Annotated in this window: 19 protein-coding genes and 1 riboswitch; of the genes, 14 read left to right on the top strand and 5 right to left on the bottom strand. The window is 64.3% G+C overall.

Annotated features, from left to right (window positions below; genetic code table 11):
- Positions 1-5 precede the first annotated feature (5 nt).
- Positions 6-128, top strand: a riboswitch (TPP riboswitch).
- From thiO to AC1D75_RS19590, 5 genes are all read left to right on the top strand, one after another.
- Positions 119-1,159, top strand: coding sequence for a glycine oxidase ThiO (gene thiO, locus AC1D75_RS19570; RefSeq protein WP_495516996.1), 1,041 nt, complete (start codon positions 119-121; stop codon positions 1,157-1,159). Its footprint overlaps the riboswitch before it by 10 nt.
- Complete coding sequence (thiS, locus tag AC1D75_RS19575; RefSeq protein WP_495516997.1) at positions 1,156-1,359, top strand: sulfur carrier protein ThiS; 204 nt, start codon at positions 1,156-1,158, stop codon at positions 1,357-1,359. Before thiO ends, thiS begins: the two co-directional genes overlap by 4 nt.
- Complete coding sequence (locus tag AC1D75_RS19580) at positions 1,352-2,113, top strand: thiazole synthase (protein ID WP_495516998.1); 762 nt, start codon at positions 1,352-1,354, stop codon at positions 2,111-2,113. Before thiS ends, AC1D75_RS19580 begins: the two co-directional genes overlap by 8 nt.
- Before the next feature lie 79 nt (positions 2,114-2,192).
- A complete protein-coding gene (locus AC1D75_RS19585; RefSeq protein WP_495516999.1) occupies positions 2,193-3,209 on the top strand; it encodes an ATP-binding cassette domain-containing protein in 1,017 nt (338 codons plus the stop codon).
- Positions 3,209-3,958, top strand: a complete 750-nt coding sequence (locus AC1D75_RS19590) for an ABC transporter permease (RefSeq protein ID WP_495517000.1) — start codon at positions 3,209-3,211, stop codon at positions 3,956-3,958. Before AC1D75_RS19585 ends, AC1D75_RS19590 begins: the two co-directional genes overlap by 1 nt.
- A 4-nt stretch (positions 3,959-3,962) precedes the next feature.
- Here the strand turns inward: AC1D75_RS19590 and thiD are convergent, their stop codons facing one another.
- Positions 3,963-4,814, bottom strand: coding sequence for a bifunctional hydroxymethylpyrimidine kinase/phosphomethylpyrimidine kinase (gene thiD / locus AC1D75_RS19595; protein ID WP_495517001.1), 852 nt, complete (start codon positions 4,812-4,814; stop codon positions 3,963-3,965).
- A complete protein-coding gene (gene thiC / locus AC1D75_RS19600) occupies positions 4,811-6,472 on the bottom strand; it encodes a phosphomethylpyrimidine synthase ThiC (RefSeq protein WP_495517002.1) in 1,662 nt (553 codons plus the stop codon). Before thiC ends, thiD begins: the two co-directional genes overlap by 4 nt.
- A 276-nt stretch (positions 6,473-6,748) precedes the next feature.
- On the opposite strand from thiC, the gene AC1D75_RS19605 reads away from it, so the two are divergent.
- Positions 6,749-7,186, top strand: a complete 438-nt coding sequence (locus AC1D75_RS19605; protein ID WP_495517003.1) for a MarR family winged helix-turn-helix transcriptional regulator — start codon at positions 6,749-6,751, stop codon at positions 7,184-7,186.
- Positions 7,187-7,205: 19 nt separating this feature from the next.
- Here AC1D75_RS19605 and AC1D75_RS19610 read toward each other — a convergent pair whose 3' ends face one another.
- Positions 7,206-8,009, bottom strand: a complete 804-nt coding sequence (locus AC1D75_RS19610; RefSeq protein ID WP_495517004.1) for an exodeoxyribonuclease III — start codon at positions 8,007-8,009, stop codon at positions 7,206-7,208.
- Between the two features lie 116 nt (positions 8,010-8,125).
- Here AC1D75_RS19610 and AC1D75_RS19615 point away from each other — a divergent pair, with 116 nt between their 5' ends.
- From AC1D75_RS19615 to AC1D75_RS19645, 7 genes are all read left to right on the top strand, one after another.
- The gene (locus tag AC1D75_RS19615; RefSeq protein ID WP_495517005.1) at positions 8,126-8,260 is read left to right on the top strand and encodes a hypothetical protein; all 135 of its coding nucleotides are present in this window, start codon (positions 8,126-8,128) and stop codon (positions 8,258-8,260) included.
- Position 8,261: 1 nt separating this feature from the next.
- Entirely contained in the window at positions 8,262-9,434 is a 1,173-nt protein-coding gene (locus AC1D75_RS19620) for a N(5)-(carboxyethyl)ornithine synthase (RefSeq protein WP_495517006.1), read from the top strand.
- Positions 9,435-9,502: 68 nt separating this feature from the next.
- Positions 9,503-10,912, top strand: coding sequence for an ethanolamine permease (gene eat, locus AC1D75_RS19625; RefSeq protein WP_495517007.1), 1,410 nt, complete (start codon positions 9,503-9,505; stop codon positions 10,910-10,912).
- A 3-nt stretch (positions 10,913-10,915) separates the two neighbouring features.
- Positions 10,916-12,340, top strand: coding sequence for an ethanolamine ammonia-lyase subunit EutB (locus AC1D75_RS19630; protein ID WP_495517008.1), 1,425 nt, complete (start codon positions 10,916-10,918; stop codon positions 12,338-12,340).
- Entirely contained in the window at positions 12,337-13,065 is a 729-nt protein-coding gene (gene eutC, locus AC1D75_RS19635; RefSeq protein ID WP_495517009.1) for an ethanolamine ammonia-lyase subunit EutC, read from the top strand. The genes AC1D75_RS19630 and eutC overlap by 4 nt, the downstream gene beginning before the upstream one ends.
- A gap of 33 nt (positions 13,066-13,098) precedes the next feature.
- Positions 13,099-14,340, top strand: coding sequence for a wax ester/triacylglycerol synthase domain-containing protein (locus AC1D75_RS19640; protein WP_495517010.1), 1,242 nt, complete (start codon positions 13,099-13,101; stop codon positions 14,338-14,340).
- Positions 14,341-14,517: 177 nt separating this feature from the next.
- Positions 14,518-15,492 carry an alpha/beta hydrolase gene (locus AC1D75_RS19645; RefSeq protein WP_495517011.1) on the top strand — a complete coding sequence of 325 codons (975 nt, stop codon included), beginning with the start codon at positions 14,518-14,520 and terminating at the stop codon, positions 15,490-15,492.
- Between the two features lie 100 nt (positions 15,493-15,592).
- On the opposite strand, the gene abmR is transcribed toward AC1D75_RS19645, so the two are convergent.
- Entirely contained in the window at positions 15,593-16,177 is a 585-nt protein-coding gene (gene abmR, locus AC1D75_RS19650) for an ATP-binding transcription factor AbmR (RefSeq protein WP_495517012.1), read from the bottom strand.
- Between the two features lie 113 nt (positions 16,178-16,290).
- Here abmR and AC1D75_RS19655 point away from each other — a divergent pair, with 113 nt between their 5' ends.
- On the top strand, positions 16,291-16,719 hold the full coding sequence (locus AC1D75_RS19655) for a protein-tyrosine phosphatase family protein (protein WP_495517013.1): 429 nt from the start codon (positions 16,291-16,293) through the stop codon (positions 16,717-16,719).
- Positions 16,720-16,724: 5 nt separating this feature from the next.
- On the opposite strand, the gene AC1D75_RS19660 is transcribed toward AC1D75_RS19655, so the two are convergent.
- The gene (locus tag AC1D75_RS19660) at positions 16,725-17,345 is read right to left on the bottom strand and encodes a TetR/AcrR family transcriptional regulator (protein WP_495517014.1); all 621 of its coding nucleotides are present in this window, start codon (positions 17,343-17,345) and stop codon (positions 16,725-16,727) included.
- Positions 17,346-17,460 lie beyond the last annotated feature (115 nt).

Genomic DNA, 17,460 nt, shown 5'->3' on the forward strand with positions numbered 1-17,460 from the left:
TTCGGCAGTACACACACGGGTGCTCGAGGGAACCGCTCGGGCTGAGACCGCAGGACACGAACCGTCCGCGAAACCGTTACACCTGATCCGGATAATGCCGGCGAAGGAAGGACGTGGGATGAAGACCCTCGGAATTGTCGGTGGCGGCGTCATCGGACTGTCGTGCGCGCTTCGGGCCGCCGAAAGTGGCTGGCAAGTAACCATTTATGACCCCGGCCGGGGTGATGCGGCATCTGCGGTGGCGGCCGGGATGCTCGGCATCGCCGGCGAGAGCCGCATCGGCGAAGACACCTACCTCACCTTTGCCGAACGCGCCATGGCCCGATGGCCGGCGTTCTTGGACAGACTCGGGGATCCCCGGGTGGTCGCGGCGCGCTCCAGCGTGATGGCCGGGGTGGACAGTGCGGACGTCGGCGAACTCACCATGGCCGCCGGCTGGCTCGGGCAACGCGGTCATCAGGTGCAACCGTTGACCGGTAACGAGATTCGCGGCCTCGAGCCGGCGGTGTCGCCGCGGGTACGCAGTGGCTTTCTGGCGAGTGGTGAGATGGCCGTGGACAACCGCCGGTTGTTGTCGGTGCTCACCGCGGGTGCGTCCGCCCTCGGCGTGCGTTTCGTATCTGATGAGGTCACGGATCTGAACAGCCCGCCGGATGATCAGCTGTTGCTGACCGCGGGCGTGGGATCGACGAAGCTGTGGCCCGGGTTGCCGGTATACCCGTCGAAGGGAGAGGTGCTCCGGCTCGGCTGGGCGAACGGGGCGTTGCCGCCGCCCAAACATGTTGTCCGCGGGCTGATCAACGGTCGCGCCGTCTACGTCGTGCCCCGGTCCGACGGGGTGGTCGTGGGTGCGACCCAGTACGACGGCGATGCGGATCTGCAACCGGTGGTCGGCGGTGTGGCCGATCTGCTGGCAGATGCCATCGAGCTGATGCCGTCTTTGCGCGAATATCGCCTGCTCTCAGCCGATGCCGGGCTGCGTCCGCTGACCCCGGACGGACTCCCGATCATCGGCAGACTCGACGAACGCGTCTGTGCGGCCACCGGACACGGCCGCAACGGCATCCTGATGAGCGCGATCACCGCCGATCTGGTGGCGGACATGCTTGCGGGCAACAGTATTGACGAACCGGCCATCGATCCAGGGAGATTCTCATGACAACCGACGTGGTCGTCAACGGCGTTGCCACCGCGCTTCCGGAAGGGATGACCGTGGCCGAACTGCTCGATCATCTCGATCTGCCGCGCACCGGTGTGGCCATCGCGATCGACGGGGTGGTGCGTCCGAAGTCCACCTGGCACACCGCACTCGGAACCTGCAGCAGTGTCGAGATCCTCACGGCGGTGCAAGGTGGATGATCCGTTGATCATCGGTGATCGCACATTCCATTCCCGACTGATCACCGGCACCGGTGGCGCCGCGAATCTGGCTGTGCTCGAAGAGGCCCTGATCGCCTCTGGAACCGAACTCACGACCGTGGCGATGCGGCGTGTCGACTCCGCAGGCCGGACCGGTGTGCTGGACCTGTTGCGCCGCTTGGACATCGATGTCTTGCCCAATACGGCAGGCTGCCGGTCGGCCGCCGAGGCGGTGCTGACCGCCCAGCTCGCCCGTGAGGCCCTCGGGACCAATTGGGTCAAAGTCGAGGTTGTCGGCGACGAGCGCACGCTGTTGCCCGACGGACCGGAACTCCTCGCGGCGACCACCGCACTGGTCGACGACGGGTTCGTGGTGTTGCCGTACAGCAACGACGATCCGATCCTGGCCCGTCGGCTCGAAGATGCCGGCGCCGCGGCCGTCATGCCGTTGGGGTCGCCGATCGGCACCGGACTCGGGATCATCAACCGGCACAACATCGAGATGATCGTGGCCGCGGCGCGGGTGCCGGTGATCCTCGACGCGGGTATCGGCACCGCCAGTGATGCGGCCTTGGCGATGGAGCTGGGATGTTCCGGAGTGCTGCTGGCCTCGGCGGTCACCCGAGCGGCAGACCCGCCGCGCATGGCCGCGGCGATGCGGGCCGCGGTCGGCGCCGGCCGGCTCGCCCACGGTGCGGGACGTATCCCGAAGAGATTCTGGGCGCAGGCGTCGTCGCCTCAGATCGATCGCTGATCACACCCTGATCCCACCTCTGGTTTGTCAGACTGAAGGATGATGCGGTCGGTGACACCTCGATGGCACACTGTGAGCCATGATCAGTGTTCAGGGATTGACAAAGGTCTACGGCCAGAATCAGGTGGTCAGTAACCTCACCTTCGATGTGAAGCCCGGTCTGGTGACCGGATTCCTCGGACCGAACGGTGCAGGTAAGTCGACGACGATGCGGATGATTCTCGGTCTGGACCGGCCCACCGCGGGCACGGCAACCATCAACGGGCAGCTGTACCGCGACCTGAAGAATCCGTTGACCCAGGTGGGGGCGCTTCTCGACGCAAAGTGGGTGCACCCCAACCGGTCGGCCCGCAACCACCTGCGGTGGATGGCGGCATCCAACGGCATACCTCTTCACCGCGTCGACCAGGTCCTCGCCGATGTCGGCCTGACCGAGGTGGCGGGCAAGAAAGCGGGCGGTTTCTCACTGGGTATGTCGCAGCGCCTCGGCCTTGCCGCCGCGCTGCTCGGCGACCCCGGGGTCCTGCTCTTCGACGAACCGGTGAACGGACTCGATCCGGAGGGCATCGTCTGGATTCGAAAGTTCATGCGCGCCTTGGCCGAACAGGGCCGTACGGTCCTGGTCTCGAGTCATCTGCTGACCGAGATGGCAATGACCGCAGAGCATTTGATCGTCATCGGGCGAGGTCAATTGATCGCCGACTCCTCGGTCAAGGACTTCACCGGCGGCGCGCAGATCACCGTTCGCGTCCGTAGTCCGCGGCTCGGTGAGCTGCAGTCGGCGCTGGCCGCAGCGGGGCTGCGGTCCATTCCGGTGGATGACGGTTCCGGTCCGGCATTGAGCCTGGAGAACGTGACCACCGAACAGGTGGGTGACATCGCCGCCTCCAACGGGATCGGGTTGCACGAACTGTCCGGGAAGACCGCGTCGCTGGAAGAGGTCTTCATGTCGATGACGTCGGGCGCCGTCGACTATCACGGCAACGAATCCATGGCGGGCGTCGCCAGCCAACCACCACCGGGTTGGGCACCTGGACCACCGCCCCAAGAGGGTGGGGATCAGCAGAGCTGGAACCAGCAGGGAGGTGGCAACTGATGTTGGCACATGCAATTGAAGCCGAACGGATCAAACTGCTCACCACCAAGTCTGCGTACTGGTGCAGCGGCATCGTGGTGCTGCTGGGTGTCGGGCTCGCGTTGCTGCTCGGCTGGGCAACCAACGTCGACAGCGGCGATGGCAGCAGTATGTCGGTCAGCGACTCCCTGGTGGGCATCACCGCCTTCGGTGTGACGGTGCTGATGATCATGGCGGTGTTGGCGGTCACCAGTGAATTCCGGTTCGGGACCATCCGGACGTCGTTCCAGGCAGTACCGCAGCGGTCCAACGTGCTGGTCGCCAAAGCTGTTGTCTACGGCGGGCTGTCGGCGCTGTTGACCTTCGTGCTCACCGTGATCTCACTGCCATTGGCGAAAGCTGTCTCCGGCAGCGACATCGAACTCTTCGGATCGACGGCGGTCCGAATGTATTGGGGTGTACCGCTGTACACGTTCCTGTCGGTGTTGATCGGGCTGGGGCTCGGCGCATTGATCCGGCAGACGGCAGGCGCCATCGTGATCCTGCTGGTCTGGAGTCTGGTGCTCGAAGGCCTGTTGTCGGTGATCCCGAAGGTGGGCGACGCGGTCGGACCGTTCCTTCCGTTCCTCAACGGCAGCCACTTCATCGACGACAGCGATCTGGGGATCGACTGGCACTGGAATGCGTACGGCTCGCTGATCTACTTCCTCGTATTCGCCGCCGTGATCTTCGGTGCCGGGGTTCTGGTCACCGACCGCCGCGACGCCTGAGTCCTCACTTCTCGAGGCGCCACAGAGGATTCACCGGTCCGTGGCCTGCCCCCAGCGGGTAGGCCGCGGACAGTGAACGGGTCACCCAGGCCTTGGCGAAACGGATGGCATCGGGCACCGAATAGCCGTGGGCCAGTGCACATGTGACGGCCGCGGCCAGCGTGTCACCGGCTCCGTGGTCGTGGGTGGTGTCGATGCGCTTGGCGGTCAGTTCGATGAAGTCAGATCCGTCGAACAGCAGGTCCGGACTGTTCGGATCAGACCGCAGGTGGCCACCCTTGACCAGCGCCCACTGCGCGCCGAGTGCGTGCAATTCCCGGGCGGCAGCTTCTTGACTGGCCCGATCTGTCACCTCGATCCCGGTGATCAACTTGACCTCGTCGAGGTTCGGCGTGATCACGGTGGCAATCGGAATGAGCTTGCTGCGTAACGAATGCATCGCCTCATCGGCCAGCAGTTGATCGCCGTGCATGGACGCACACACCGGGTCGACAACGAGTGGGATGGACCGGCCGCGTCCGATGTCGAGGTCGCCTGCGACGTCGACGATCGCATTGATGATGTCGCCGGAGGCGAGCATGCCGGTCTTCGCGGCGCTGATCCCGATGTCGGTGACAACCGAGTGGATCTGGGCGGCCACCACCTCGGGGGGTATCGGATGAAATCCGCTGACCCCGAGACTGTTCTGAACGGTGACCGCCGCCACCGCGGTGGTGGCGTGTACGCCCAGCAACGCCATGGTGCGCAGGTCGGCGTTGATGCCCGCGCCGCCACCGGAATCCGTCCCGGCGATGGTCATGACGCGGACCGGGCTCTGGCCCGGTCCGGCGAGGGGGAGCAGCGGTGTCTCAATCATGGCGTCGCAACCGAATCCACCTCGGTCAGCGGCAGATACACGGCGCTTCCCTTGTCGCGGAACTCCTGGGACTTGGCCGCCATGTCGGCCGCCAACTTGCGGTCGATGTCGTCCTGGGTCACCAGGTTGTGTTTCTGCGCGTATTCACGGACATCGGCGGAAATGCGCATCGAACAGAACTTGGGGCCGCACATCGAGCAGAAATGAGCGGTCTTGGCGGGCTCCGCAGGCATCGTCTCATCGTGATACTCCACGGCGGTGTCGGGATCGAGCGAGAGGTTGAACTGGTCGTTCCAGCGAAACTCGAAGCGCGCCTTCGACAGTGCGTTGTCCCGTTCCTGCGCCCGCGGATGTTCTTTGGCGAGGTCGGCAGCATGCGCGGCGATCTTGTAGGTGATCACCCCGACCTTCACGTCATCCCGGTTGGGTAGGCCCAGATGCTCTTTGGGTGTCACATAACAGAGCATCGCGGTGCCGGCCTGGGCGATCATCGCGGCGCCGATGGCAGAGGTGATGTGGTCGTATGCCGGTGCGATGTCGGTGGCAAGGGGGCCCAGGGTGTAGAAGGGGGCTTCTTCGCAGAGCTCCTCTTCGAGCCGGACGTTCTCCACGATCTTGTGCATCGGGACGTGGCCCGGACCTTCGATCATCACCTGCACACCAAAGGATTTGGCGATCTTGGTCAGCTCGCCGAGGGTGCGCAACTCGGCGAACTGTGCGGCATCGTTCGCGTCGGCGATCGAGCCCGGACGAAGGCCGTCGCCGAGTGAGAAGGTGATGTCGTATTGCGCAAAGATGCGGCAGAGTTCGTCGAAGTGTGTGTAGAGGAACGATTCCTCGTGGTGGGCCAGGCACCACGCGGCCATGATCGAGCCACCGCGCGAGACGATGCCGGTGACCCGGTTCGCGGCCAGGGGTACATACCGCAGAAGGACGCCCGCGTGCACCGTCATGTAGTCCACACCCTGCTCGGCCTGCTCGATCACGGTGTCGCGGTACATCTCCCAGGTCAGTTTCGTGGGATCACCGTTCACCTTCTCCAGGGCCTGGTAGATGGGTACGGTACCCACCGGCACCGGTGAATTGCGCATGATCCATTCGCGGGTGGCGTGAATGTCCTTGCCGGTGGACAGGTCCATGATGGTGTCGGCTCCCCAGCGGGTTGCCCACACCATCTTCTCGACCTCCTCGGCGATGGACGACGTGACCGCGGAGTTCCCGATATTGGCGTTGACCTTCACGGTGAACGCTTTGCCGATGATCATCGGCTCCGATTCCGGATGCCGGTGATTGGCCGGGATGACGGCACGACCGGCGGCCACCTCGGCGCGGACGAGTTCGGCGGGGAGTTGTTCCCGTGCCGCCACGTACCGCACCTCATCGGTGATCAAACCTGCTCTGGCCCAAGCGAGTTGGGTGCTCGCGCCGTTGACGGGTGCGGGGCGTTGCCAGCTGTCGCGGGTCTTGGGGAGGCCGATTTCGAGGTCGAATTGTGGGTCGGTCTCGGTGTAGGGGCCGGAGGTGTCGTACAGGTCGTGATGCTCACCGTTGGACAGGTGCACGCGCCGACCCGGAACGCGCAGATGGTCGATCTGTTGATAGGTCTTCGAGCTGCCACGAATGGGTCCGGTCGTGACGGAATGGACGGCTGTCGCCATGGTATTTCTCCCTACGCCGGCATTATCCGGTCAGGTTCATACGGTCGACGGCCGCCTGCCGTCCTCTCAGCCCTCGGATCGAAGAGCCCCCGTGCTTGTGAAGTTGTTCTCGGCGTAGCTTACGTCACCGTTCGGAGTTTTGGTGGGCAGGATCCCCGCGGGTGGTCGATTTCGAGGAATTTGATCGCGTACCGAGCGACGAGCATTGCGCCCTATTTGGTGCACTTGTCGAATAGCCCGGTAGGTGTGAATTCTTCGCACGTAAACTACCTGTTTATGACAGCGCCCAACAACGCCGCCGCCTCGGTTTCGCGTGACCTCGCGAGGATTGCCAGGGCGCTGCGCGCGGGAGCGAACAAGAGTGCACTGCCGTTGAGTTCGTTGTCGGCGCTGTGGGTACTGCTCGACACCGGGGTGCCGATTCGACTGTCGACGCTGGCCGAACGCGAGAATCTCACGGTGCCGACGATGTCGCGGATCGTCACCGGTCTCGAAAAAGACGGTCTGGTGGTGCGCACCGCAGATCCAGCGGACGGTCGGGCGAGCCTGCTGGCGCCGAGTGAGACCGGAATCGAACTGGGCAACGGCAACCGGTCTCGACGGGTTCAGGCGCTGGAGAAGGCTCTGGCCGGGCTGGACGAGACCGAACGGGATGTCCTGGCACGGTCCCTGCACAAGATCGCCGAGGAGTTGGCCGAACGTCCCGAGAAGTGAGTGCCCCGAGAAGGAGTGCTCAGTCGCCGAGTTCCATGATCACCGGAGCATGATCGCTGGCGCCCTTGCCTTTTCGTTCTTCACGATCGATCTCGGCATGGGTGACCCGGGCTGCCAGCGCCGGTGAACACAGACTGAAATCAATGCGCATTCCCTGCCGCTTGGGGAATCGCAGTTGGGTGTAATCCCAATAGGTGTAGACGCCGGGTCCGGGTGTATGGGGCCGCACCACATCCGTGTATCCGGTCTTGATCATCGCCTCGAACGCATTGCGCTCGGGTTCGGAGGTGTGGGTCTTGCCTTCGAAGAGCGTCGGATCCCACACGTCGTCGTCGGTGGGTGCCACATTCCAGTCTCCGGTCAGCGCGATCTGTGCCTGCGGGTCGTCGGCCAGCCATTTGTCGGCGTTGTCACGTAGCGCGGCCAGCCATTCGAGCTTGTACGCGTAGTGCGGATCGGTGAGGGTGCGACCGTTGGGTACATACAGGCTCCATACCCGCACACCGCCACAGGTGGCGCCGAGCGCCCTGGCCTCCAGGACCGGAGCCACTTCAGGGTCCTTGGTGAATCCGGGCTGGTTGTCGAACTGGCGCGCGACGTCCTCGAGGCCGACGCGCGAGGCGATCGCCACACCGTTCCACTGGCTGAAGCCGAAGGTCGCGACCTCGTACCCGGCGGCCTCGAAACCCATCGCCGGGAACTGCTCGTCCTTGCACTTGGTCTCCTGCATGGCCAGGACATCGATGTTCGACCGTTCCAGCCAGCTGACAACCCGCTCACTGCGGGCTCGAATGGAGTTGACGTTCCAGGTCGCGATACGCATGGCTCGAGTTTTCCACACCCCGCCGGACCCAGGTCTCGCGCCCGGTGGTCGCCATGTCCGTAGGCGTAGTGTCAGCCCATCGGGACCTATCAGGTTCTCAATCAAGGGATCGCCACATGGCCGACAAGTCGCCTCGTCAAGGTTTGACCAAGAAATCCGGCAAGTCCCTCAAAGAAAAGCGCGCCATCAAAAAAGGCAAGGCCGACGCCTCGCCGGGCGAGACCGTGTTCACCGGCAACAAGAAGCGCTGAGGTGCCGACTCTTTCAATCGGCATACTTGCTCACTCGGGCAAAGAGAACGAACGTCGGCTCCCCATCCATCCACGGCATTTTGTGGACCTGGATGAGGACCTGCGCCCATACATCCAGCTCGAACACGGATACGGCGAGCATTTCGGTGTCACGGACGCCGATCTGCTGCCGCATGTCGGACGAATCGCGTCCCGCGCGGAATTGATCGCCGACTGCGACGTCATCCTGCTGCCCAAGGTGCAGGCTGCTGATCTCTTGGAAATGCGCGTCGGACAAACGATCTGGGGCTGGCCGCACTGCGTGCAGGACACCGCCCTGACCCAGATCGCCATCGACCGGCGATTGACGCTCATCGCCTTCGAGGCGATGAACCATTGGGGAGCCGACGGTCGCTTTGCCCTCCACGTGTTCCACAAGAACAATGAACTGGCCGGCTACTGCTCGGTGCTGCATGCGCTGGAACTGGCAGGCAAAACCGGCGACTACGGCCGCCGGCTCAAGGCCACCGTCATCGGTTTCGGAGCCACCGCTCGCGGTGCGGTGACCGCACTCAACGCGCACGGCATCGGAGAGGTGCACGTGTTGACCAACCGTGACGTCGCGGCGGTCGGTTCACCGATCCACGGAACCCAGATCGTGCAGCTCGAGTACGGCGACGGCGGTGATCCGGCCAGTATGTCGGCGCAGACGCCGGATGGCATGGTGTCGGTGGCGGAGTTCCTCTCAGGTAGCGACATCATCGTCAACTGTGTCCTGCAGAACACCGACATGCCGCTGACCTTTCTCGACGAATCCGACCTGGACGCGTTCGAGGCGGGCAGCATCATCATCGACGTCTCCTGCGACGAAGGCATGGGTTTCAGCTGGGCCCGCCCGACCACGTTCATCGAGCCGTCGTTCACCGTCGGCAACAATGTCCTCTACTACGCGGTCGACCACAGCCCTTCCTACTTGTGGGACTCGGCGACCTGGGAGATCAGTTCCGCGTTGCTCCCGCATCTGGGTGTGATCATGGATGGTCCGGCGGCCTGGGACGGCGCACCTGTCATCTCGCGGGCGATCGAGATCCGCGAAGGTGTGATCTCGAATCCGTCCATCCTGTCGTTCCAGGGCCGCGAAGAGGCGTACCCCCACGTGTTCCGGTCGGATCGCGCCATCGCCGCCGTCGGGTGATCACCGGACGAAACAAGGTCGCAAGCTGGCGCTAACCTCGTCGCTGCAAAGGCTCGATACCGTTCGGCATGAGCCATGCAACCGAGATTTCGGAGTCCTCCGAATATCTTCAAAAGCGTCAACTGCGTAAGGGCACAGCCGGGTGGGTTCTCCTCGCCGGGCTTGGTGTCAGCTATGTGATCTCCGGCGATTACGCCGGATGGAATGCCGGTCTGCTCGAAGGCGGATTCGGTGGTCTTCTCATCGCGTCGGTGATCATTGCCGCGATGTATTTCGCCATGGTGCTCGGGATGGCAGAGATGTCCTCGGCGCTGCCTGCCGCCGGTGGTGGTTACACCTTTGCGCGGCGAGCGTTGGGGCCGTGGGGTGGTTTTGCCACCGGCACGGCGATCCTGATCGAGTACGCGATCGCCCCGGCGGCCATCGCCACGTTCATCGGTGGGTACGTCGAATCCTTGGATCTGCTCGGGATCTCCGATGGTTGGTGGGTCTACCTCGCTGTGTACGTGGTTTTCATCGGCATCCATCTCGTCGGTGCGGGTGAGGCACTCAAGGCGATGTTCGTCATCACCGCGATCGCACTGGTCGGGCTGGTCATCTTCGGCATCGCCGCCATCGGGAGCTTCGACACGGGGTTGCTCACGGACATTGCCGCCGATCCGGATGCAGCCGGTTCGTCAGATTTCCTGCCCTTCGGCTATTTGGGCATCTGGTCCGCGATTCCGTTTGCGATCTGGTTCTTCCTGGCCATCGAAGGCGTGCCGCTGGCCGCAGAGGAAGCCGAGAACCCCGAGAAGAACGTGCCACGCGGCATCATCGCCGCCATGGGCGTCCTGCTCCTGACCGGTGCACTGGTGCTGTTCATGGCCACCGGCGCGCTCGGCGCGCAGGGTGTCGGGGAATCGGCGAACCCACTGGTCGACGCGATCGACGGCAGTGCGGCAACGGTCGTCAACTACATCGGGCTGGCCGGTCTGGTCGCGAGCTTCTTCTCGATCATGTATGCCTACTCGCGGCAGCTGTTCGCTCTGTCGCGGGCCGGTTATCTGCCGACTGCGCTGTCGGTCACCAACAGCCGGAAGGCGCCGACCTGGGCGCTGATCATCCCGGGCATCATCGGATTCGCGCTCACCTTCACCGGTGAGGGCGCAATCTTGTTGAACATGGCCGTCTTCGGAGCCGCGCTCAGCTACGTGCTGATGATGATCAGTCACATCGTGCTCCGGGTCCGCGAACCCGACATGCCGCGTCCGTACAAGACCCCGGGTGGGGTCTACACCACCGGTTTCGCCCTGGTGATCGCCATCGCCTCGGTGATCGCCACCTTCCTTGTCGACACCACGGCCGCGCTCTGGTGCCTGGGCGCGTTTGTTGTCTTCATGGCCTACTTTGGTTTGTACAGCCGCAAACACCTGGTGGCGAACTCGCCTGACGAAGAGTTCGCGTTGCTCGCAGCGGCAGACGAGGAAACGGAATAAGGCGTGACGCTCTATCGACATACGCTCGCCGGCACCACCTACATCTTCGACGGGTTGGTGGAGCTGCTGGCGAAAGCGACGCCGGCTCGCAGCGGGGACGAGTTGGCCGGGTGTGCCGCCGAGTCGGATACCGAACGGGCGGCCGCGCAGTGGGCACTGGCCGACGTGCCGTTGACGGTGTTCTTGTCCGAGGACGTGGTTCCGTACGAGACCGATGAGGTCACCCGCCTGATCATGGATAGCCATGATGCGCAGGCATTTTCGGCCGTTGGATCGCTCACGGTCGGGGAGTTCCGGGACTGGTTGCTGGACGTGGCGGCCGGACCGGCGGCCCTCGCCGCTGCGACGTTCACGTCGGTGTCTCGAGGGGTGACACCGGAAATGGTGGCGGCGGTGAGCAAGCTGATGCGTAACCAGGATCTGATCGCGGTGTCGCGCGCGGTCTCGGTGGTGTCGGCGTTCCGGACCACCATCGGTCTACCGGGAACGCTGGCCACCCGACTACAGCCGAACCATCCCACCGACGATCCGACGGGGATTGCCGCGGCAACTCTCGACGGATTGTTGCTCGGCTGTGGGGATGCGGTGATCGGGATCAATCCGGCCACCGATTCACCGCACGCGACATCAGAGTTGCTGCATCTACTCGACGACATCCGGCAGCGGTACGAGATTCCGGTGCAATCGTGTGTGCTCTCGCATGTCACCACCACGATCGGATTGATCGAGGCCGGAGCGCCGGTGGATCTGGTGTTCCAGTCGATAGCCGGAACCGAAGGTGCCAACAAGGGTTTCGGTGTCGACCTCGCGGTGCTGCGCGAGGGGAACGAGGCAGGGAAATCGTTGCAGCGCGGGACCGTCGGCAACAATGTCATGTACCTGGAGACCGGGCAGGGGTCGGCGTTGTCGGCTGGTGCCCACATCGGGACCGGTGGAAAGCCCGTTGATCAACAGACATTGGAGACGCGCTCGTATGCTGTTGCGCGCGAACTCGATCCGCTGCTGATCAACACGGTGGTCGGGTTCATCGGCCCCGAATACCTGTACGACGGCAAGCAGATCCTGCGGGCCGGTCTCGAAGACCACTTCTGTGGGAAGTTGCTGGGTCTGCCGATGGGGGTGGATGTCTGTTACACCAACCATGCCGAGGCCGATCAGGACGACATGGACAACCTGCTGACGCTGCTCGGGGTTGCCGGTGTGCCCTTTGTCATCACCGTGCCCGGCGCCGACGACGTGATGCTCGGTTACCAGAGCCTGTCGTTCCATGACGCGTTGTACGCCCGCCGCACACTGGGTTTGGCGCCCGCACCCGAGTTCGCCGCCTGGCTCGACCGGGTGGGCATGCTCGGTCCCGACGGCCGGGTGCTCGATCTGGCGCCCGAAGCGTCGCCGCTGCGTTCTCTCGCCGGTCCGGTGGCCCGATGAGTGAACTGTGGGACGCGCTGCGTCTGCGCACGGCAGCGCGAATCGGGCTGGGGCGCACCGGGGATTCGCTTCCTACGACACGGGTGCTCGAGTTCGCCACTGCTCACGCGGCGGCCAGGGATGCGGTCCATCAACCCCTCGACGTCGACGCGCTGGTGACCGAGGTCGCGGCGGTCGGTCTGGGAGATCCGCTGGTGGTGACAAGCCGGGCCGCCAATCGTGGTGAGTACCTGCGACGGCCGGATCTGGGTCGGATGCCGGCAGACCTGGATTCGGTGGATGAAGTCGGTGCCGATATCGGCGTTGTGCTGGCCGACGGGTTGTCTCCGATTGCGCTCACCGAACACGGTGCGGGCCTGCTCTCGGCTTTGAAAGAGGTTTTGGCGCCGCGTTATTCGCTCGCCACTCCGGTGATCGCCACCCAGGCCCGGGTGGCGTTGGGTGATCACATCGGGGCGGCCCAAAAGGTGGGAACACTGATCGTCATCATCGGTGAGCGGCCGGGACTGTCGGTCGCCGACAGCGTCGGGATCTACCTGACACATCTACCGACCCCGGGGCGGGCCGATTCGATGCGCAACTGCATCAGCAATATCCACCCGCCGGGGGGCCTGGGCTACGCCGACGCCGCCCGAGTGTGCGCTGCACTGGTGGAAGGTGCCCGCACACTGGGACGCAGCGGCTTTGAACTCAAGGACAACAGCCGCGCGCTGAACGCTGACTGAGGTTCGGATGAGGTTCAACGCAGGGGGGTGTCGATGAGCGGGGCAATTCCGGATGTCCCGATCGCTGCGGTCGATGTCGCGACGCTCGGCATCAGCGCCGGTGGTCAGCCATACGTTGTGACGCTGGCCGGCGTGCTCGGCAGCGGCGGGTTCGTCGACCACAACGGTCGCCCCGATATCGGTCGTCTCCGCCGCGCGCTCGGCCCTCGGATCGAGGCGGAGGCCGACCTGCACCAGCGTCCCGATCGTCGGGACGGGCGATGGTGGTGGACGTATGCGCAGGCCGATCTGGCGGTGCATATCACCGTCGAAGAGGCGCGCTCCAGTGAGGATTTCGAAGATGTATGCGGCCGTCTGGTGATGACACCATTGCGCGTGAATCACCCGCCCTGGCACATCGCGCTCGTCCCGGCCGCGCGATCCGGTCGCTGCGGATTGGTGGTGCGGCTACACCACGCGCTGGTCGATGGCGCTCGTGCGAGTGCATTGATGGAGCGCCTTTTCCGGGAGGATTCGGTGGAACCCGATGTCCGGCCGGTGAGAGTCGTTGAGCACGAGCTGGGTTCCGCAACGTCGTCCGGGTCGAGGATGGCCTTTCGGATGCGTTCGATCATGCGGTCGCGCATCAGGTCTCGGACACTGCTCGGTCCCGTGAGTGCAGGCCGGGCAGTGTCGTCAGCCAGTGTTGATCTCGCGGCGCTCGAGGCGGCGGCCCAACGTAGCGGCGCAACGGTCAACGACGCCTACCTGATCGCGGTGGGGCAGGGTCTTGCCGCTGTGCTCGAGCATGCGGGAGAACCGATTCCGGGGTCCCTCGCGATTTCGGTTCCGGTGCGAATCGCCGCGCACGGCGCCGCTCACAATGCCGTCGGTGTGATGATCGTCGATGTGCCACTTGTCGATCCGTTGTCGGCACTTGCGGTGGTCGCGCAGCGGACCGCGGCGTCGAAGACTCTGGCGAGGGCCTCCGGGACCGTCATCCGGTCGGCTCTGCTGGCGCGCGGGTTCAATGTGTTGGCTCAGCACCAGCGCATGATCGCCACCGTTGCGTCCAATGTGCGGGGTCCGAGCCGCCCACTGGCTCTCGATGGGGCACCACTTGTCGAGCTGTGGCCGTTGGGCCCACTCGCCGGCAACGTGCGCATCGGATTCACCGCGGCGTCCTACGCGGGCCGGCTGTGGATCGGCATCGAAACCGACTCCGAGCACATACCCGACGTGGCGGAGGTTGCGGCGGTGGTCGAAGCGACATTGACCGCTTTCGCCGCAACTTAGAGGTCGGGTTTTCGCCACCTGCGAAGCGGATTTCGCGTCGATCAGGCTGCCCGATCCCCGGTGCACTGCTCTCCGCAGTTTCGTCTTTCGACTGCAGTGAGCGATCCCTCGCGTTACATTTGTTGGACTTTTGACGACATGGTTATCACATGGCCTGCAAGCCGAGGGAGACCGTCGATGAAAATTGTTGCAGCCAAGCGCTCGGGAGCACGAACCAGATCACGTTTGTTAGCTGCGTTCATCAGTGCGGTAATGCTGGTCATCGGCGGTGTGACCATCGGTTCCGGCGTCGCGAGCGCAGCACCTTCCCGTCAGACGATGTGGATCGATGCCTGCGGCATGCCCGGCCAGATCAAAGTGAACTACTGGGCGCAGCCGGGAAATTACAAGACGGTGGTACTCCTCGACGGATTGCGGGCGACCAACGATGTCAGCGGGTGGGAGCACAACACCCGGGTCCAGGACATGGCCGATTCCGGCGTCAACGTGGTCCAGCCCGTTGGCGGGCTGGCCAGCTGGTATGCCGATTGGGACGCCCCCAGCAACTTCAACAACCAACAGTTCCGGTACCAGTGGAACTGCGTGATCAGCTGGAGTTTGGTCCGGGCAATGGACGGGCAGGGACTTCGGGGACCCAGTGGCAGATACGCCATCGCCGGGATTTCGATGGGCGGCGGCCCCGCGCTGGTGATCGCCGCGAACAACCGACACAACTTCTCGCACGCTTTCTCCATGTCCGGCGTCCTGGCATTGTCGATCCCCGGCACCCGCAGTGCGGTGCGGTTGATGCTCATCGATGCGGGCATCGAAGCCGGCGTTGGTCCGTTCAACTCGGACAGCATGTTCGGCCCGCCATGGAGCCCGCGCTGGGCAGACAACGACCCGCTCATCCAGGTGCCGAAGATGCACGGGCTCAACGTGCGGGTCGCCGCGTCCACCGGACTGTGGGGCCAGTACAACACCGATCCCATCAACTCCCTCAAGGGTTCGCCCCTCGAGGTGCTGGCCCTTTCGCAAACCCGCGCATTTGAGGTTCAGGCGGCGATCAATCGGCTGCCCATCACCACCGATTACCCGATCACCGGCACACACGACTGGGGGTACTGGTCGGAGATGCTGTGGCGGGCGAAGAACTCCGGCTGGTTCCGCTAGTACGGCTCACCTGCGAAATTCGCGCCACCTACCGCTGTTCGCGCCAGTTGCAACCGGCGCGTGTGCAGGGACGTGGCGCGAATTTCCGGGGACTGGCGCTCTACAGGCCTGGGCCTTCGGCGCGAAGGCTGTCCACCTCATCCATCGCGGATCGTAGTTTGCCCAGCCATTCGTCGGTGTGGGCCCCGACGAGTTTGACCGACCACGCCAGTGCGTCGGCACGTGATCGTGCGACCCCGGCGTCGACCAGGGTGTCGAGGACCTGTCGTTCCGGCTGACGCAGGCGCGTCATCACGGGAACGGCGATGTGGGTGAACAAGATCCGCTCGTCGCCGACCTTGACGCCCCATGAAACTTTTCTTGCATATCGGGCCTGGGCCTCGTCGGCGATGGACATCCGTTCGCCGCGGGTGTCCTCACGGAAGCGTGATGCGCGTCCTTGGGCCGCAGCGGTCGCGGTGTTTTCGGTGCCGCTGTCGTCGGTGCCGGTGTCCGGGGGTGTCAGGGTGCCGATGACGGTGATCTCGTCGCGGTCGACGGTCACCTCGACCGGTCCGTCGAACCAGTCGTCGGGCAGTCGTCCGGTGAACCATGCACCGGCATCGCCTGCGTCCGGGAGTTGCGCCTGTTGCCAGCCACCGCGACGTCCACCGGGCCCTCTGGATCCTGGATGTGTGCCTTTCATGATGCCTCCTTGGTAGGTGATTACATGATTACACCGTTACAGGGATTCGTCACACGGGTTCGCTGTGGGCGGATACCGGAGTTCAGGGAGAGTTGTCGGTTTACCCTTGCGCTATGGCTCTCACCTGGGGCGACTCGATTGACGGGGTGCTCGAACTGCCCTCTGGCAGGCGGGTGCGAGGACGAGGATTACGCGACCCGATGCCATCCGGTCCGCAACCCCACTACGGGCTGTACCTGCTCGGTCACCAGCCGCCGGCTGTGGCGTGGCCACATCGATGGCTGCGGTGGCGGGATTTCTGGCTACCGTCCGATCGGGCGGCAGCTGCCGACGCACTTCGGGAGGTGTGGGAGCGCGCCGAAACCGAACGGGTGGAGGTGGCCTGCCTCGGAGGTCGCGGACGGACCGGTACGGCGCTGGCCGCTCTGGCCGTGATCGACGGTGTACCCGCAGCGCAGGCCGTCGACTACGTCCGGGCAAACTATCGCGAGGGCGCCGTCGAAATGCCTTGGCAGCGACGGTATGTTGCCCGCTTCAGATAGGTCGACTATTCGGAGCCGTGCTCGATCCGGGGTGGCCGTAGTTCGAGCTGTCGCACCAGATCGTCCAGCACTCGCTGCGTCTGATCGTGCCCACCGGTGATACCCAGTTCGTTCTCCATGACCAGGGTGCGGGTCACGCAGGTCAGCGCAACCGACACCGCGACCGGGGGGAGGTCGCGCGGATCGATGCCACGCGCGCCCATCAGCATCGCGAACGCGGCCGTCTCGATCTCGCGGAAACGCAGTCCGTATGCCGCGATCTCAGAACGGATCGCCTTTCGGTGATTCGACAGCGCCATGAACTCCATCTGGAGCGCTGTGCCCTTCGGATCGCTGTGCAGTTGGAGGATGGCGTCCATGGGCCGCTCATCGAGCAGTGCCCTCTTGAGGCGTTCCAGGTTGGCCTCGGCGCCGTCCCGGAAAACGGCCAGATACAGATCGTCCATGGTCGGGAAGTAGTAGTGCACCAGGGGCGGCCTGATCCCGGCGCGCGCGGCGACCCGTCGTGAGGTGGCCGCGGCGTAGCCCTCCTCGAGCATGATCTGAGCGGTCGCCCGTACCAGCGCGTCGCGGGTTTCGGACTCTCCGGCGGCGTCGACCCTACGGCGTCGTACACCCTCGGTCACGCCAAAAGACCTGGTGTTTTGCGGGACTGCGAAGGAAAGCAAAACCTTGACCGACTTCTCCGAAAACTGCTATACATACCGCAATCCTACAAAGCTGAGCGAGTGCACAAAAGTA

The sequence above is a fragment of the Williamsia sp. Y712 genome (assembly GCF_059445525.1).